The organism is Halobacterium sp. KA-6 (assembly GCF_021029015.1).
In the GTDB taxonomy this organism is placed as follows: domain Archaea; phylum Halobacteriota; class Halobacteria; order Halobacteriales; family Halobacteriaceae; genus Halobacterium.
Map to the genome: position 1 here is coordinate 168066 of NZ_JAJJZH010000006.1, position 15066 is coordinate 183131.

Genomic DNA, 15066 nt, shown 5'->3' on the forward strand with positions numbered 1-15066 from the left:
GCCGGCAAGTAATATTTTCGTATCCCGGGCGTTCGGGACGACCGCTCGCTTCCGGCACGCTCTTGTCGGGCCGCCCCCGAACGCGGGTATGCAGCGACTCAGCGGCCTGCTGGACGGAGACGGCGACGCGGCCGTCGCCCTGTTCGTGGACGGGCCGAACGTCCTCCGCGAGGAGTTCGACGTGGACCTGGACGACGTTCGAGAGACGGCCGAAGCCGCGGGCCGACTGGCCGTGACGCGGCTGTACGTCGACGAGCACGCGACGCCCGAACTGATGCAGGCCGCAGAGGCACGTGGCTACGACGTCCGCGTGACCAGCGGCGACGTGGACGTGAAACTCGCGGTGGACGCGACCGAACTCGTCGTGGAGGGCGGCGTGGACGTGCTCGCGGTTGCCTCCCGCGACACGGACTTCAAGCCCGTGTTGGAGACCGCCGGACGTCGCGGCATCCGTACGCTCGCCATCGCGCCCGGCGAGCACGGGCGGTCGGACGCGCTCCGGAACGCCGCCGACGACGCGGTCGTGCTCGGCGAGTAGACGAACAGATTTTCGAGGGCGACGCGCCAACCCCGGGCCATGACCGACCTCGGGACGCCCGTACTGGACAACCACCTCCACCTCGACGCGGACAACCGCGGCATCGACGCCGTCGAGGACTTCGCTCACCTCGGCGGAACACACCTGCTCGTCGTGAACAAGCCGTCGTGGCACCACGGCATCGAAGCCGACGAGGGCGCGGACTTCCGGCCCGTCTTCGAGGAGACCATCGACCTCGTCGAACGAGCGAGCGAGGTCCTGCCGGGGCGCGCGTGGCCCGTGCTCGGCGTCCACCCCGGCCTGATTTCGCGACTCGTGGACGACCGCGGCTTCGCGCCCGAAGAAGCGGGTGAACTGATGCGCGCGGGCATCGACGTCGCCGCAGAGTACGCGAGCGACGGCCACGCGGTCGCGTTGAAGTCCGGCCGTCCGCACTACGACGTTAGCGACGCCGTCTGGGAGGCATCGAACGAGGTCATCCGGCACGCCTGCACGCGCGCCGCCGAGACCGGGGTCGCGCTCCAACTCCACACCGAATCGACCGAGGACCTCACGGACGTCGCGGAGTGGGCCGAGGCCGCGGGGCTGCCGCCCGAGCGCGTCGTGAAACACTACGCGAGCGGCGAACTCGACGGCGTCACGAAGAGCGTGATGTGCGACAAAGAGTACCTGGAGACCGCCGTCGAAGTCGGCGAGCCGTTCCTGATGGAGACGGACTTCGTGGACGACGCCGACCGTCCGGGTGCGGTGATGGGGCCGAAGACGGTACCGCGACGCGTACGCTGGCTCCAAGAACAGGGCCACGACGACGCCGTCCGGCTCGCGCACGTCGAGACCCCCGAAGCCGTCTACGGCATCGACACCCGCGGCACGCTCGACGAGTAACGAGCAGGCGGTGGACTCGGGCTGTCACGGACCGTGCGGACGCGTGACTCGCCGCTCCGTTGAAGGAAAGGCCTTTGTCTCGGGCGGCCGGCGTACGGAGTATGAGTGCCCCCGAGGAGGAGTTCTACTCCGAGGAACGCTGGCAGAACTGGCTCGACCGGCTGCGCGACGAGGACATCGACCCGGAGGACGAGGACTCCGCGCGCCTGCTCCTGAACCTCCAGGACGACGTCGCAATCGCGGTCGCGAAAATCCTGAAGGCGTACGACAACGACGCCATCGACGACGAGGAAGCCCTCGAAGAGCTCACCGACATCCGCGAGGTCGTGCTCTCCGAGCCCGACTTCGAGGACGAGGACAAGCTCATGCTCGTCGACGGCGTCCAGACGAGCCTCGTCTGCGTGTTCTACAGCGCCGAGCAGTACATCGCCGACGGCGTCGCCGACGAGACTGACGTCACCGGGTACGTCCAGGCTGCCGTCGAAGCCGAACAGGAAGAGGACCTCGACCGCGCGCTCGGCCTGAGCGCCTGCGCCGGCACGCGCGTCATCGACGGCGACGACCTCGACATGGACATCCTCGACGACGTCGAGTACGGCCTCGTCACGGAGTGGGTCAACGGCCTCGACAGCCTCCAGAGCGCGCTCTCGGACCCGGAAGTCATCGAAGACGACGACTGACGACCGCGAGCCAGCCTGCCGCAGGCTACTGTCGGCGACGCCGCAGTAGGCGTCGCGTTTATGCCGCTGCCCGCACGAGTCCACACAACCGTGCGTTTCAGGGACGACAACAGGGCTGTCACGGTCCAGATCGGAGCCGTGTTGCTCTTCGCCACGCTCATCATCGCGCTCTCGCTCTACCAGGCGACAGTCGTCCCCTCGCAGAACGCCGACATCGAGTACAAGCACAGCCAGACCGTCCAGAATCAGATGACGGACGTGCGGAACGGACTGCTCCGTTCGGCTGCAACTGGGAACTCGCAGCCGGTCTCGGTCGCGCTCGGCACCCAGTACCCCTCTCGGGTCTTTCTGATGAACCCGCCGCCAGCGACGGGCACGCTGCGGACGGGAAGTTACGAGAACAGCACGATTCGCGTGTCGAATATTAACGCGACGAACGAGGAGACCAGACACTTCCTGAACGGGAGTTGGATGGCGTCCACGAAGTATCTCGAATACGAGCCGAATTACCACGAGTACGACAACGCGCCGAATCTCCTCTACGAGACGTCGATACTCTCGAACTTCTACCCGAACACGAACAACGGCACCGCGATTCCGCTCACCGAGCAGCTGCTCGTGGACAACGAGACGCGGACCATCACGCTCGTCACGCTCAACGGCTCGCTGAGCACGACGCGCGCGAGTTCGGTGACCGTCAGCCCCGAGACGCTGAGCGCACCCTACCAGCGCGTGCAGGTCCAGCCGAACGAGACCGGTGAACCAGTGAACGTCTCCGTACCGACGCGACTGTCGGCCAATCAGCTAGAGGACCGGACCGACCTCGGCAGTCACCCCGGCGTCATCGACGTCGTCGATGTGGCTGACGAGGACCGCGTGGTCGTCCAAGTAGAATGGACCGACCAGTTCACGCTCCAGACCGCGCGCGTCGGCGTCGGGAGCGGCACAGAGAATCCGCCAGCGCACTATCTCACGCTCGTGGAGAATCGCGGCGACCGCGTGACAGTGGAAGCTCGCGACCGGTTCAACAACGCGGAGAGCGGGGTAAAAGTGAGCGTGAACGGTTCGAATCCGTTCTACGAGACCACGGCAATTACGGGCACAAACGGACGTGCGACGTTTGAGGTGAACGCATTCAGTGAACAAAATACAACTCTACAGATTCTGAACGGTAGTGAACTCTACGAGCGTGTAAACGTCACAGTCCAGAAGGCCGGCCAAGGCCCTGTCGAGCGTGGCGACCCGCCAACAGTTACTATTGATTCGATTTCGACTTCGCAGGATTCCAAAGAAAACGACAGGACGCACGACGTAGACGTGACATTCACCGCAAGTGACCGGAACAACGATATCACGAACTACTCTGTGCGTCTGTACGACTCTTCGAGCAAGTCCTACCTCGCAGGCGAGGTGACCTCGAGCAGTTATACTGGCGGTCAGACGACGGTGACTGTTTCCGACACCGAACAGGGCGAAGAGAAGGGAGACGATCCGTACTACGTCGTCGTCATCGTGGGCGATGACCAGGGCAACACCGCTAGTGCAGAACAGGAAGGAAGTGCCGTCTGAAGCGAGATAGTTCACCCACACACATTTGTTCGACAAGTGTCGAACAACACCATCGACAAACCCATATGACCGTTTCGCGTAGACGAGTGCATGACTAGCGTCGGTATTGACGCCATTGAAGTGCGAACGGGGCGGCTAAAACTCGATCTCGCGGAGACGTTTGCGCCCGAGCAGGGCGACGACCCCGAGAAGTACACGAAGGGACTAGGGCTGTTCTCGTCGTCGTTCCCGGACGCCTACGAGGATATCGTGACGATGGGCGCGAACGCCGCGCACCGGCTGATGGATCGCAAGGGCCTCGAACCCGAGGATGTCGGCCGTATCGACGTCGCGACGGAGTCCTCGTTCGATAACTCAAAGCCGGTGTCGACGTACATCGCCGGGTGTCTTGAGCAGGTCTATGACGGGGACTTCCACCACGCGAACAAGGGCGAGCGAAAGTTCGCGTGCATCGCCGGCACCCAGTCGCTGGACGACGCGGTGAATTGGATTCTCGCGGGGCGGAACCGCGGGCGCGGCGCACTCGTCATCGCGACCGACACCGCGCTGTACGCCCGGGACTCCTCCGGCGAAGCGACGCAGGGCGCTGGCGCGGTCGCCATGTACATCACTGAAGACCCGGACCTCGTGAAACTCTCCACCGAGCAGGGGTACGGCTCCGCGGACGAGACGGACTTCCTGAAGCCGAACCAGCAGTTCCCGAGCGTGGACGGCAAGCGCTCGGTGCAGGTGTACCTCGCACGGATGCGCGAAGCCCTCGAGGACTTCGAGCGCGCCGCGGGCGACACCCACCCCGACGACTACGCGTTCATCCCGTTCCACACGCCGTTCCCCGGGATGGTGCGGAAGGCCGCGGTGCTGGGCTATCGGCACATGATTCGCGGGACGGACGTCGAGGAGGAACTCGCCGAGGACATCGGCCGGCAACCGCGCCGCGACGACTTCGACTCCCGCGAGGCGTTCGAAGACGCCATCCGGGAGTACGTCGACGACCTCAAGGAGACCGACGCGTACCGCGAGTGGTACGGTGAGGCCATCGACCCGACGCTGGACATCTCCAGTCAGGTCGGGAATTGGTACACGGGCTCGGTCCACATCGCACGTGTGAGCGCGCTCAAGCACGCCGTCGAGCAAGGCCGCGACCTCGCCGGTCAGAAGCTCCTCGTGGCGTCGTACGGTTCCGGCGCGCAGGCCGAGATTCACGAGGAGACCGTCCAGCCCGGCTTCGAGGACGAGGTCGCCGAACTGAACGTCGACGCGGAGGTTGAGCGCCGTTATGACCTCTCGTTCTCGGAGTACGAGCAGATTCACGACCGGCACAACCACGAGAAATCCGTCGAGTTGGAGCCATTCACGCAGCCTGACAGTGAATTCGTCTTCGACGGCTGGGGCCCAATGAACGAGCGCCAATACACCTACATCGAGTAGTTAGCGGTCTTCAAGCACGAGCGCTCGCTTCAGGCGTGTTCTCGGAGTGCGTCCAGCATCTCCTCGATATCCATTTCTGTGACTGCCAGCGAATAGCCATCGCGTTGTGCGAGCGCGGGTGCGTGTTCCCAGAGGTCGTCTGTGGAGAGGCCGTGGAGGAGCACGGCGTTCGGCGTGGGGTTGACGACGCGTAGTGCGACCAGCGGGCTCTCTCCGCGGGAGACGTTCGTGAAGGAGAGCACGCGGCTCGTGGACTGGCCGTAGAGCCGGTAGAACTCGTCGGCGCGCAGTCGGCGGATGGCTTCGATGGAGTCGATGACGGTGTGGCCGGTGACGGTGTCGCGGTCGCCCTCGACGACTTCGGTGGCGTCGACGGCGTCGTACAGTTCGCCGGCGGGGAGCGCTGTTGGATACTCTTGGAGGTCGAGGACGACGTCGCTGTCGAAGCCTGCGGAGAGCACGCGGCCGTACTGGCGGATGTGGTCGCCGCCGCGGCGCTCGTCGATGTCCAGCAGCGCCTCGACGACGCGCGTGACGAGCGCGATGCCAGGGCTGGAGCGGCGGCCGCTCTCGTAGTCAGAGACGACAGACGACGAAACGTCGAGCTCCTCGGCGAGGGCGGTCTGGGAGACGTCGAAGTCCGTGCGCCACTTCCGGAGTGTGGCGCCAGGGTCGTCGCTAAGCGTGATGTCGCCGGCGATGCGCTCGGCGAGGTCCGCGCGCGGGTCGTCAGTCATGGCCGAAATTCGGGTGTCGCCGGCAAAAAGTCTGCCGGAGAACTTCGACACGTGCCGAAGAGAAAGACCCATTCTCACGTGAGACAGTGACACACGTATGCCTTCGACGGTCGTCCACGTGGCGTTCGGTGCGCTGGTGGCGACGGCGCTGCTCCGGGAGTTCGACGCGAAGACGCTCGCCGTGGTCTGCGCGGTCGCCGCGCTCCCGGACGTCGACACCTTCCTCGGCGTCTGGATCGCCGGCGGTCACCGCGCGCTCCTCCACACGGCGCTGTTGCCCGCCGTCCTCGGTGTGCTGGTCGTCTGGGACACGCGCCGCGCGGAGTCGTGGCTCCACGCGAAGTTCGGCCGCGACGGCCCGCACGTCGCGGTCGTGGGTGTCGTTGCGCTCCTGTTCGGCGGCATCCTCCCAGACTTAATGACCAACGGCGTGAACCTCCTCTACCCGCTGCACGACCGCTTCTACACGTTCGCGGGCTCGCTGGAACTCTCCAGCACGGAGGGCGTCGTCCAGACGTTCGTCGACTTCGGCGACGAGCCCGGAGGCGGCGGTACGGTCGGCGGGACGACCGAGAACACGCACTACTACACGGGCGTCGACCTCGAACGCGGCAGCGACCCCGCGAACGCCGAGCGCGTGTTCCCCGTCGTCGCCTCGGGCCTCCAGTTGGTCGTCGTGCTCACCGCCGTGGCGAGCGTCGTCGGGCGGTTCCGAGAAGCCAAACGCTAACGCCGCGACAGTCCAAGCCGAGGTATGGTCAGGCCGTACATGGACGCGGACAGCGACGACCTCTGGGAATTAAAGCGTGGCTTCGAGACGGGACTCGGCGAGAGGACGGGAGACGAGTCCAAGCAGGCAGCCTACGAGGCGAAACTCGACGAAGCGTACCGGAGCGACTGGCTCGGCTGGGTCGACCGCTGTGTCACCGAGAACGAGCGTTGCGTGCAGGTCGCCGAGCGCGAGGACGGACTCGCGGGCTACGTCTTCGTGCTCCCCGAATCGATGGCGTTCGTCTGGGACGCCGCCGTGCTCAACGAGATTTACGTCGCCCCCGATTTCCGCGGCACGAGCGTCGCGGACGACCTGATGGAGGCCGCGCTCAGCGTCGCGCGCGAGCAGTCGCTACCGCTGGACCGTATGGTGTTAGACGTTGACCGGCAGAACGAGCGCGCGAAGGCGTTCTACGAGCGGTACGGCTTCGAGCACTGGGGCGAGATGGTCGCCCGAGACCTCTAGGTCGACGTGACGGCACCGAGCGCGCCGCCGATGCCGCCGAAGACTGCGGGGTAGACGACGCCAGCGAGCAGCACGCCGAGCGCGTACTCGGGGTGAATCGCGCTCCCCCCCGCGGCGTACTCGAAGACGAACAGGCCAGCAATTGCGAGCACGACGTAGCCGAGCACGACGCGAGCGCCGATTTGTGCGCCCCCGGACGCGTCGGCGGCGTTCGCGCGGCGTGCGAGCACGAAGCCGGCGAGCACGACGACGACCGCGGGCACGAGGTACAGCAGCATCGGCGCGCTCCCGTCCGCGATGAGGTTCCGGGTGGCCTGCCCGCTGCCCAGCGACGGGACGGTGAACGAGACGCCATGGGCGTTGTAGAACAGCCAGCCGACGGCTTTCCACGTCGGAATCGGGTCGCCGCCGAGAAGTTCCACGATAGCGTTGTAGCCTTCGAGTTGCTCCTGGACGGACGACCCCTGCCAGAGGTACGTGAGGAGGTAGCCGAGCACGTACGCGACGGCACCGGCGGCGGCACCGATGCCGAGGTCGGTGCTACGGGAGTTGCTGGGGACTCGTTCGGACATGGTTGTGATGCTCGCTGTGGAGTGAAAAGGCTTTGTGGCGACTGAACCAGGCCGAATCTCCGAGCGGCGCGGCGACGCGACGACGTCCGGTTACGGGTTCAGGCCCGAGAGCCCGGCGCGGACGAACACGAGCACGGGGATGATTTCGAGGCGGCCGACCCACATGTTGAGCGTGAACATCGCTTCCGCGAGCGGCGACATCGTCGGGCCCGTGATGCCCGAGGAGAGCCCGACGTTGCCCTGTGCGCTAGCGACCTCGAAGAGCGCGTCGGCGTACCCGAACTCGGGGCCGGCGAGGTTCACGAGGACGATGCTGGTGGCGGCGAGCACGAGGAGCCACAGCAGCGAGACGATGGCCGCCTCGCTGAACTCGCGCTCCATCGACTCGCGGTCGAGCGTCCGGTCGCCGATGCGCGCGGTGACGACGGCGTTCTTCGGCAGGAACACGCGGGAGAACTGCCAGATGATGCCGCGGGCAATCGTGTACGCGCGGATGATTTTAATGCCGCCGACGGTCGACCCGGCAGCGCCGCCGACGACCATCGCGCCGACGACCATCACTTTCGCGCCGGCCAGCCAGCGGCCGATGGGTGCGGACTGGAACCCGGTGCAGCTCAGCGCGCTCACCCACTGGAACGTCGAGTCGCGGATGGCGTCCAGTTGCGCCGCGTCGAGCGACGGCACGGCGAACGGGAGGAACGACTGTGTCGCGAACGCTCCAGTGGTGGATGAGACGGACAGCACGTTCTGCGCGGAGAGGACGGCGATCCCGAGCGCCAGCAGGGCGAACAGCCAGCGGGTCTGGAGGTCCGTGAGGAGTTCGCTGACCTTCCGGTCCCGGAGCACGACGTAGTGGACCGGGAACGCGATGGCCCCAATAATCATAATCGGGAGGAGCGCGGTCTCGACGAGCGGCGAGTTGTAGGTCGCAATCGAGTTGTCGGTGACGGAGAACCCGCCCGTCGTGAGCCCGGTCATCGCGTGGTTGAGCGCCTGCCACGCGACCTCCCAGAGTTCCAGCGACTGGACGTACTCGCTGTCGCTGTAGCGAATCGCGCCGAACAGCAGGACGAACGATAGCACCGTGTAGCCGACGACGAGTTTCCAGACCGTACGGACGGTGGAGACGACGCTCGGGTGAATCTTCTCCTCGCGAGCCTCGCTCTGGTAGAGCGCGTAACTCCCGCTGCCGGGCCGAGAGAGAATCGAGACGGTGAGGACGATGACGCCGACACCGCCGACCCACTGGATGAACGACCGCCACCACTGCAACGCTCGCGGGAGCGACGGCTCGTGAATCGCCATCGTCAGCCCGCTGCCCGTCCACCCGCTCATACTCTCGAAGAACGCGTGCAGGGGGTCTCGGAAGTACGCGAGACTGGACAGCGTCGTCGTGCCGGCGACACCGATGGGCTCCCACGTGCTCGTGTCCGTGGCCGCCGGGACGAACGCCGCCATGGCGGCCGGCGGCGTCAGCCACGCCGTCAGGAAGAACGGGAGTGCGCCGAACGCCGCGACCATCAGCCACCCGCCGGCGGCGATGACCATCCCGTGTTTCATCTTCGGGTCCGGCGCGTCCGCGAACGCGCGGTTCGTCGCCCCGCCGATGGCGGCCGTCACGCCCGCCGCGAGGAAGATGGCGAGCGCGGCGTGGAATTCCCGGAACCCGAGCGCGACGAGCGACGTAATCACCATCAGGCCCGCCTCCATCAACACCAGCGACCCGACGTCGCGTGCGATGATTTGCAGGTCCGTCGGGAGCAGGTCGCCGTTCTGTCGAGTCATGCTACGAGCGGTCTTCCGTGTGGCCGAAGACGTCGGTCACCTCGGGCGTCGCGCCCTTGCTGGAGTAGACCGTGAGGAGGTCGCCAGCCTCGACGCGGGTGTTCCCGCGAGGCGTTATCGGTTCGCCCTCGCCGTCGCGCTCGATGGCGACGACGAGCAACTCGCCTTCGAGCAGCCCCTCCTCGTCGGCCTCCCGCAGTGTCTTCCCCGTAATCGGGGCGTCCCGTTCGACCGTAATCTCGAACACCTCGGCCTCCTCGCCGATGCGCATGAAGTCGACGATGGACGGCCGCTTGACCGCCCGATAGAGGTACTCCGCGATGAGGCGCTGGGGGTTCTGCATCGTGTTTACGCCAATCTGCCGGAACAGGTTCATGTGCTCGGGGTTGTGGACGACCGAGACGACGTCCGGGACCTCTAGTTCCTGCGCGAGCAGACACACCATCACGTTCGTGGCGTCCTGGTCGGTCGTCGAAATCAGCGCGTCCGCGCGGTCCGCGCCGGCGTCCTCCAGCGTCTCCTTCGACGTCGCGTCGTCGTTGATGACCAGGCAGTCGTATCGCTGCGACGCCCGCTCCGCGCGCTCCTCGTCGCGCTCGATGACCACGACCTCGTTGCCACCCTTCGTGGCAATCTCGGTGAGGGGGTCGCCGATGTCACCTGCGCCGACGATGACGATGTACATTAGCGACACGCTTCAGGGCCGACGACTGAAAGGCTATCGCTCTGCCCGAAACGCCGAAATACACCCCTATACAACGTCTAAGCGCTCTCTAGGTCGATTCAAGGGCGGGAGAATTCTCCGAGGGTCGTGTCCTGATTGCGTGCTACACGTCACGGAGACGGTAGCGTTCGGTCGCGCGGCTCGCGGTTCCCTACGGTCACCGCTCACGATAACGTGGCCTCGCGGTGCTCGGCCACGCTCTCCGCAACCACTAAACGCGGCTCGCGCCTTCTTCCGGTAATGACCGACTGGACGGAGAAGTACCGCCCGTCGTCGCTGTCGGAGGTCCGCGGGAACAACAAGGCCCGCGACGCGCTCCAGGAGTGGGCGGACACGTGGGAGGACCACCGGGAGGCCGTCATCCTCTACGGGAGTCCAGGCGTCGGGAAGACGTCGGCAGCGCACGCGCTGGCGGCCGACGAGGGCTGGGACGTCGTGGAGTTGAACGCCTCGGACCAGCGCACCGCCTCGGTCGTCGAGCGGGTCGCCGGCGAGGCCGCGAAGTCCGGGACGCTGGCAGGCGGGACGGGGGGCCGCAAACTCGTCGTGATGGACGAGGCGGACAACCTCCACGGGAACGTCGACCGCGGCGGCTCCGCGGCCATCACGGACCTCGTGAAGGAGTCCACGCAGCCCATCGTGCTCATCGCCAACGAGTACTACGACATGAGCAACAGCCTGCGGAACGCGTGTCAGGACATCGAATTCCGGGACGTCTCCAAGCGCTCCATCGTCCCCGTGCTCCGGGACATCTGCCGGCGCGAGGGCATCGACTACGACGAGGAGGCCCTGGAAGCCATCGCCGAGCAGAACTCCGGGGACCTGCGGTCGGCAGTCAACGACCTACAGGCGCTCGCGGAGACCGGGGAGACACTTACCACGGACGACGTGGTGATGGGCGAGCGCGACCGCACAGAGGGCGTCTTCGACTTCCTCGACGACCTCATCAAACACCTCGGCGCGCAGGACGCGCTGGAAGCCGCCTACGACGTCGACGAGACGCCCGACGACCTCATTAATTGGGTCGAGGACAACGTGCCCAAGGACTACTACGGGGACGAACTCGCTGACGCCTACGAGTTCCTCTCGAACGCGGACGTCTGGCTCGGGCGCGTGCGTGCGACGCAGAACTACTCGTACTGGCGGTACGCCACCGACAACATCGCGGCGGGCGTCGCGGCGTCGCGCCAGCACGACCACGGCGGGTGGACGCGCTACGGGCCGCCGTCGTACTGGCGGAAACTCGGGTCCTCGCGGGCGACCCGGAACAAGCGCGACTACGTCGCGCGCAAGGTCGCGGAGGTCAGCGGCTGCAGCATGTCGACGGCGCGCCGCAAAATCGTGCCGTTCCTCGCGACGATGACCCACCACTGCACGAACCGAGAGTTGACCGTGGCAATGACGGCAGCGTACGACCTTGACGCCGAACACGTCTCGTTCGTCACAGGGTCCGGAGAGACGACGAACAAGGTCCAGTCCATCGTCGAGGACGCCGAACAGCTGCGCTCAGAGCGCGCCGTCGAGCACTCCGGCGGCGCCTTCGAGGGTGAAGCAAGCTTCGACGAAGCAGACGAATCTAGCGAGGAAGCCACCGAGGACGAAGAGTATGAAGACAAATCCGGCGAGGAGGAGAGCGACGACGATCAGGCGGGTTTGGATGACTTCTTCTGACTACTCCGTTGAGGTGCGCCCACCTGCGGAGCCGCCAACGCCCGGAATCGCGACGCGCTTGCGAACCCACTCCATTGTAGTGGTCGCCGACAGCACGAGCAGGACGTAGACGACGGCTGCCAGCAGGAACAAGTCGAGGAAGCGATAGTTGTCGTAGGCGGCACTCTCGGCGGCGTGGTAGAGTTCGGCCACCGTGATGAACGACGCCAGCGAGGAGTACTTCACGAGGTAGACAAGTTCGTTGGTCCACGATGGAATCGCGAACCGGAGCGCCTGCGGCAACACGACGTAGCGAATGCCCTGCAGTTGGGAGAGGCCGATTGCGCGTGCAGCCGTTAGCTGGCCAGGGTCGACGCCCTCGATAGACCCACGGATGTACTCGGCCTGGTAGGCGGCACTGTTAATGGTGAACCCGATGATGGCGACCCATACCGCTTGCGCGGGGACGATGCCGCTGCCGACGAAGGGGATGGCATTGATCCACCCGGAGAGTGGGAGTGCGTAGTACAGCACGAACAGCTGCGCGAGCAGTGGCGTCCCGCGAATGAGTTCGATGAACCCAAGCGATATCCAGCGGGTAATGCGGCCGTACACGCGGGCGGCGGCCAGCGGCACCGCGAGCACAATCCCGAACACGATGCCCAGCGTCGTGAGCACAACGGTGAGCCACGCGCCAGCGGCGAGATCGGGGAGGTACGTCATCGCAAACGAAATGGAATCGAGCGCGCTTGCAACCCAGCCGACCGGCACGCCGACGATTCCCAGACTAGCCGCGGTGTCGCCGATGACGGAGGCGGCGTCTGCGACCGGTTGCGGGTCGAAGAACGGCTGGCCGGCGGGGACGAACACGCCGCCGAACCAGTCGTTGAGCAAGCGCGCAGAGAACCATATCCAGAAGGTGGCGAGGATTCCGTCCCGGACGAGCCGCTGCGTACTCCGGCTCATTGGCCGCCGTGGAGTTGGGTGAGGCGGCTGAGGAACGCCGCAGTGCGGTCGTGTTCGGGGTTCTCAAAGATCTGTTCGGGCGGGCCTTGTTCGACGAGTTTGCCCTCATCGAGGAACAACACGTCAGTCGCAGCCTGCTTCGCGAACCCCATCTCGTGGGTGACCACGAGCATCGTCATACCCTCCTCGGCGAGTTCACGCATCACGGACAACACCTCCCCGATAAGTTCGGGGTCAAGCGCAGATGTCGGCTCGTCGAACAGCATTAGCTTGGGGTCCATCGCGAGCGCGCGAGCAATGCCGACGCGTTGCTTCTGGCCGCCCGACAGTTCGGCAGGATAGGAGTTCGCTTGCTCGCGGAGGCCAACCTGTTCGAGTTGCCACGCGGCTTTCTCGACGGCCTTCCGCTCGCCCATATCAAGCACGCGCTTGAGACCGAGCGTGACGTTCTCGAGGGCGGTGAGGTGCGCGAACAGGTTGAAGTCCTGGAACACCATTCCGACCTGTCGGCGGAGATCGTTGGCGTCCATCTCGAAAATGGAGTTACCCTCGAGGCGGATGTCGCCGTCGTCGATGTCGGTGAGGCGGTTGATACAGCGGAGCATCGTGGACTTCCCGGAGCCGGAAGGGCCAACAAGCACCTTGACGTCCTGTCGCTCCATCTCGAAGGAAATCCCTTCGAGGACGCTTTCCTCACCGTAACTCTGGTAGACGTCGTCGACGTCGAGTAGTGGGTCTGTCATCAGTGGTTACCTCCGGGAATCGCGACGTAGTCATGGAGCTGCTCGATACCGCGGTTGACGGTGAACGTCAACACAAAGTAGATTAGCGACGCCGCCAAGAACACTTCGAGGGCAGCAGTCGTCTGGATGGAGAAGAGGTCGTAACTGCGCTTCAACAGCTCTGCGACGCCGATGGCGTACGCGATGCTGGTGTCCTTGAGAACGATAGTGAACTCATTCTGGAACCCGGGCACAGAGCGACGTAGCGCCTGCGGCAACACGACGTGGCGGATGGCGCCCAGCTTCGAGAGGCCGACCGCACGTGCAGCCTCCATTTGCCCGCTCTCGACGCTCTCGATGGCGCCACGGAAGATTTGGCTCTGGTAGGCCGCCGACCGTACACCGAGCGCGATAGTCGCGGCGGTAAATGCTGGTGAAATACCGCCCGCAAAGTACGTCAGCGAGATGATGACGAGGATAGGCGTACCGCGGACGACGACGCCAAGCGGCCGCACAACGCCCTTCGAGTACTTGCCGCCGTACGCCTCAACGACGCCCGCGGGCAGCCCGAGCGCAAACCCCAGCACCATGCTGAAGAACGTCAGTTTGACAGCGAGTATCGTCCCATTGACGAAGAACTGCCGCTGGCGCCAGACGAATTCCCAGTCGCCGAGCCCGGTCTGCAGCACGAGGGACGTCGGGTCCATCGCAGTTATTCGCTAGCGAACCACTCTTCGGTGAGGTCCGCGTACGTGCCGTTGTCCCGCACGGCCTGCAGCCCCTCGTTGAGGGCGCTCTGCAGGTCGCTGGCATTCTCGCGAACACCGAATCCGTACTGTTCACCGGTCTCGATGGTGAACGAGATGACGACGTTGCGGTTCGCGACGAACGTCTCTGCGACCGGCGTGTCGACGATCACGGCGTCGATGTTGCCGTTGGCGAGGTCCTGAACGGCGAGCACGTAATTCCCGTAGGTGTTTGCCTGCGAACTGCTGATGGTGCCGTTCTCGACGAGCGAGTCCATCTGGTCCTGGCCGGTCGTACCAGATTGCGCGCCAATGGGGCGGTCAGCGAGGTCGTCCTTGCTCCCGGGCCGGAAGCTACCGCCCTCACGAACGAGGACTGCCTGGTTGGCGTCGTAGTAGGGATTGCTGAAGTCGATGGTCTGGTCGCGTTCGTCGTTGATCGTCATCGCGGCGGCGGCGACGTCGATGTTGCCGTTGTCGAGCGCAACGATAAGCTGGTTGAACTCAAGGTCCTCCCAGCTTCCGAGTTCGTAGTTATCGGTCTGCTCGACGACCGCCGACAGCAGGTCGACGTCGAAGCCAACGAGGTCGCCGGAGTCGTTGACGAATTCGAACGGCGGGAAGCCGGAGGCGGTCCCAGGCGTGATGGTCGTGACTTCGTTGGCCGTCGTGGTGTCGGTGGTCGTGCCGTCACCGCTGGCGGTCGTCCCAGCGGTGGTCGAGCCGTCTCCGTCGCCGCCAGTGCAGCCAGCAACGGTCAGTGCAACGCCGGTACCGCCTACACTCTTCAGGAACGTACGCCGGTTGAATTCAGACATACAAAATCG

At 65.3% G+C, this 15066-nt stretch carries 16 protein-coding genes; 8 read left to right on the plus strand and 8 right to left on the minus strand.

Annotated features, from left to right (window positions below):
- The first annotated feature begins 88 nt into the window (after positions 1–88).
- The 5 genes from LPA46_RS13260 to hmgB all read left to right on the plus strand — a co-directional run bounded on the left by LPA46_RS13260 (position 89) and on the right by hmgB (position 5100).
- Positions 89–538: an NYN domain-containing protein gene (locus tag LPA46_RS13260; RefSeq protein ID WP_230892883.1), complete on the plus strand. Its 450-nt coding sequence runs from the start codon at positions 89–91 to the stop codon at positions 536–538.
- Between the two features lie 39 nt (positions 539–577).
- Complete coding sequence (locus tag LPA46_RS13265; protein WP_230892884.1) at positions 578–1423, plus strand: TatD family hydrolase; 846 nt, start codon at positions 578–580, stop codon at positions 1421–1423.
- Positions 1424–1524: 101 nt separating this feature from the next.
- A complete protein-coding gene (locus tag LPA46_RS13270) occupies positions 1525–2103 on the plus strand; it encodes a DUF2150 family protein (RefSeq protein ID WP_230892885.1) in 579 nt (192 codons plus the stop codon).
- Between the two features lie 90 nt (positions 2104–2193).
- Complete coding sequence (locus LPA46_RS13275; protein ID WP_230892886.1) at positions 2194–3672, plus strand: hypothetical protein; 1479 nt, start codon at positions 2194–2196, stop codon at positions 3670–3672.
- Between the two features lie 90 nt (positions 3673–3762).
- The gene (gene hmgB, locus LPA46_RS13280) at positions 3763–5100 is read left to right on the plus strand and encodes a hydroxymethylglutaryl-CoA synthase (protein ID WP_230892887.1); all 1338 of its coding nucleotides are present in this window, start codon (positions 3763–3765) and stop codon (positions 5098–5100) included.
- A 29-nt stretch (positions 5101–5129) separates the two neighbouring features.
- On the opposite strand, the gene LPA46_RS13285 is transcribed toward hmgB, so the two are convergent.
- Positions 5130–5837 carry a helix-turn-helix domain-containing protein gene (locus tag LPA46_RS13285; protein ID WP_230889169.1) on the minus strand — a complete coding sequence of 236 codons (708 nt, stop codon included), beginning with the start codon at positions 5835–5837 and terminating at the stop codon, positions 5130–5132.
- 97 nt (positions 5838–5934) lie between these two features.
- Here LPA46_RS13285 and LPA46_RS13290 point away from each other — a divergent pair, with 97 nt between their 5' ends.
- On the plus strand, positions 5935–6567 hold the full coding sequence (locus LPA46_RS13290) for a metal-dependent hydrolase (RefSeq protein ID WP_230892888.1): 633 nt from the start codon (positions 5935–5937) through the stop codon (positions 6565–6567).
- A 24-nt stretch (positions 6568–6591) separates the two neighbouring features.
- A complete protein-coding gene (locus LPA46_RS13295) occupies positions 6592–7074 on the plus strand; it encodes a GNAT family N-acetyltransferase (protein ID WP_230892889.1) in 483 nt (160 codons plus the stop codon).
- Here LPA46_RS13295 and LPA46_RS13300 read toward each other — a convergent pair.
- The 3 genes from LPA46_RS13300 to LPA46_RS13310 all read right to left on the minus strand — a co-directional run bounded on the left by LPA46_RS13300 (position 7071) and on the right by LPA46_RS13310 (position 10116).
- Positions 7071–7646 (minus strand): transporter, encoded by a 576-nt coding sequence (locus LPA46_RS13300; protein ID WP_230892890.1) that lies wholly within the window; start codon positions 7644–7646, stop codon positions 7071–7073. The two genes, LPA46_RS13295 and LPA46_RS13300, sit on opposite strands and share 4 nt — an antisense overlap.
- A 90-nt stretch (positions 7647–7736) precedes the next feature.
- A complete protein-coding gene (locus LPA46_RS13305; protein WP_230892891.1) occupies positions 7737–9431 on the minus strand; it encodes a potassium transporter TrkG in 1695 nt (564 codons plus the stop codon).
- Between the two features lies 1 nt (position 9432).
- Positions 9433–10116: a potassium channel family protein gene (locus LPA46_RS13310; RefSeq protein WP_230892892.1), complete on the minus strand. Its 684-nt coding sequence runs from the start codon at positions 10114–10116 to the stop codon at positions 9433–9435.
- Between the two features lie 279 nt (positions 10117–10395).
- On the opposite strand from LPA46_RS13310, the gene LPA46_RS13315 reads away from it, so the two are divergent.
- Positions 10396–11826 (plus strand): replication factor C large subunit, encoded by a 1431-nt coding sequence (locus LPA46_RS13315; protein WP_230892893.1) that lies wholly within the window; start codon positions 10396–10398, stop codon positions 11824–11826.
- Here LPA46_RS13315 and LPA46_RS13320 read toward each other — a convergent pair whose 3' ends face one another.
- From LPA46_RS13320 to LPA46_RS13335, 4 genes are read right to left on the minus strand one after another with little or no spacing between them, the layout of a single operon-like run.
- Positions 11827–12771: an amino acid ABC transporter permease gene (locus LPA46_RS13320; RefSeq protein WP_230892894.1), complete on the minus strand. Its 945-nt coding sequence runs from the start codon at positions 12769–12771 to the stop codon at positions 11827–11829. It lies immediately after the preceding gene.
- Positions 12768–13514: an amino acid ABC transporter ATP-binding protein gene (locus LPA46_RS13325; RefSeq protein ID WP_230892895.1), complete on the minus strand. Its 747-nt coding sequence runs from the start codon at positions 13512–13514 to the stop codon at positions 12768–12770. The genes LPA46_RS13320 and LPA46_RS13325 overlap by 4 nt, the downstream gene beginning before the upstream one ends.
- Positions 13514–14200, minus strand: a complete 687-nt coding sequence (locus LPA46_RS13330; RefSeq protein WP_230889481.1) for an amino acid ABC transporter permease — start codon at positions 14198–14200, stop codon at positions 13514–13516. Before LPA46_RS13330 ends, LPA46_RS13325 begins: the two co-directional genes overlap by 1 nt.
- Positions 14201–14205: 5 nt before the next feature.
- Positions 14206–15057, minus strand: coding sequence for a transporter substrate-binding domain-containing protein (locus LPA46_RS13335; RefSeq protein WP_230889482.1), 852 nt, complete (start codon positions 15055–15057; stop codon positions 14206–14208).
- Positions 15058–15066 lie beyond the last annotated feature (9 nt).

Excerpts from the sequence above, each read along its gene's own strand:
- LPA46_RS13260 (WP_230892883.1), top strand. The coding sequence starts at position 89 with ATGCAGCGACTCAGCGGCCTGCTGGACGGAGACGGCGACGCGGCCGTC.
- LPA46_RS13265 (WP_230892884.1), top strand. The coding sequence starts at position 578 with ATGACCGACCTCGGGACGCCCGTACTGGACAACCACCTCCACCTCGAC.
- LPA46_RS13270 (WP_230892885.1), top strand. The coding sequence starts at position 1,525 with ATGAGTGCCCCCGAGGAGGAGTTCTACTCCGAGGAACGCTGGCAGAAC.
- hmgB (WP_230892887.1), top strand. The coding sequence starts at position 3,763 with ATGACTAGCGTCGGTATTGACGCCATTGAAGTGCGAACGGGGCGGCTA.
- LPA46_RS13285 (WP_230889169.1), bottom strand. The coding sequence starts at position 5,837 with ATGACTGACGACCCGCGCGCGGACCTCGCCGAGCGCATCGCCGGCGAC.
- LPA46_RS13290 (WP_230892888.1), top strand. The coding sequence starts at position 5,935 with ATGCCTTCGACGGTCGTCCACGTGGCGTTCGGTGCGCTGGTGGCGACG.
- LPA46_RS13295 (WP_230892889.1), top strand. The coding sequence starts at position 6,592 with ATGGTCAGGCCGTACATGGACGCGGACAGCGACGACCTCTGGGAATTA.
- LPA46_RS13300 (WP_230892890.1), bottom strand. The coding sequence starts at position 7,646 with ATGTCCGAACGAGTCCCCAGCAACTCCCGTAGCACCGACCTCGGCATC.
- LPA46_RS13305 (WP_230892891.1), bottom strand. The coding sequence starts at position 9,431 with ATGACTCGACAGAACGGCGACCTGCTCCCGACGGACCTGCAAATCATC.
- LPA46_RS13310 (WP_230892892.1), bottom strand. The coding sequence starts at position 10,116 with ATGTACATCGTCATCGTCGGCGCAGGTGACATCGGCGACCCCCTCACC.
- LPA46_RS13315 (WP_230892893.1), top strand. The coding sequence starts at position 10,396 with ATGACCGACTGGACGGAGAAGTACCGCCCGTCGTCGCTGTCGGAGGTC.
- LPA46_RS13320 (WP_230892894.1), bottom strand. The coding sequence starts at position 12,771 with ATGAGCCGGAGTACGCAGCGGCTCGTCCGGGACGGAATCCTCGCCACC.
- LPA46_RS13325 (WP_230892895.1), bottom strand. The coding sequence starts at position 13,514 with ATGACAGACCCACTACTCGACGTCGACGACGTCTACCAGAGTTACGGT.
- LPA46_RS13330 (WP_230889481.1), bottom strand. The coding sequence starts at position 14,200 with ATGGACCCGACGTCCCTCGTGCTGCAGACCGGGCTCGGCGACTGGGAA.
- LPA46_RS13335 (WP_230889482.1), bottom strand. The coding sequence starts at position 15,057 with ATGTCTGAATTCAACCGGCGTACGTTCCTGAAGAGTGTAGGCGGTACC.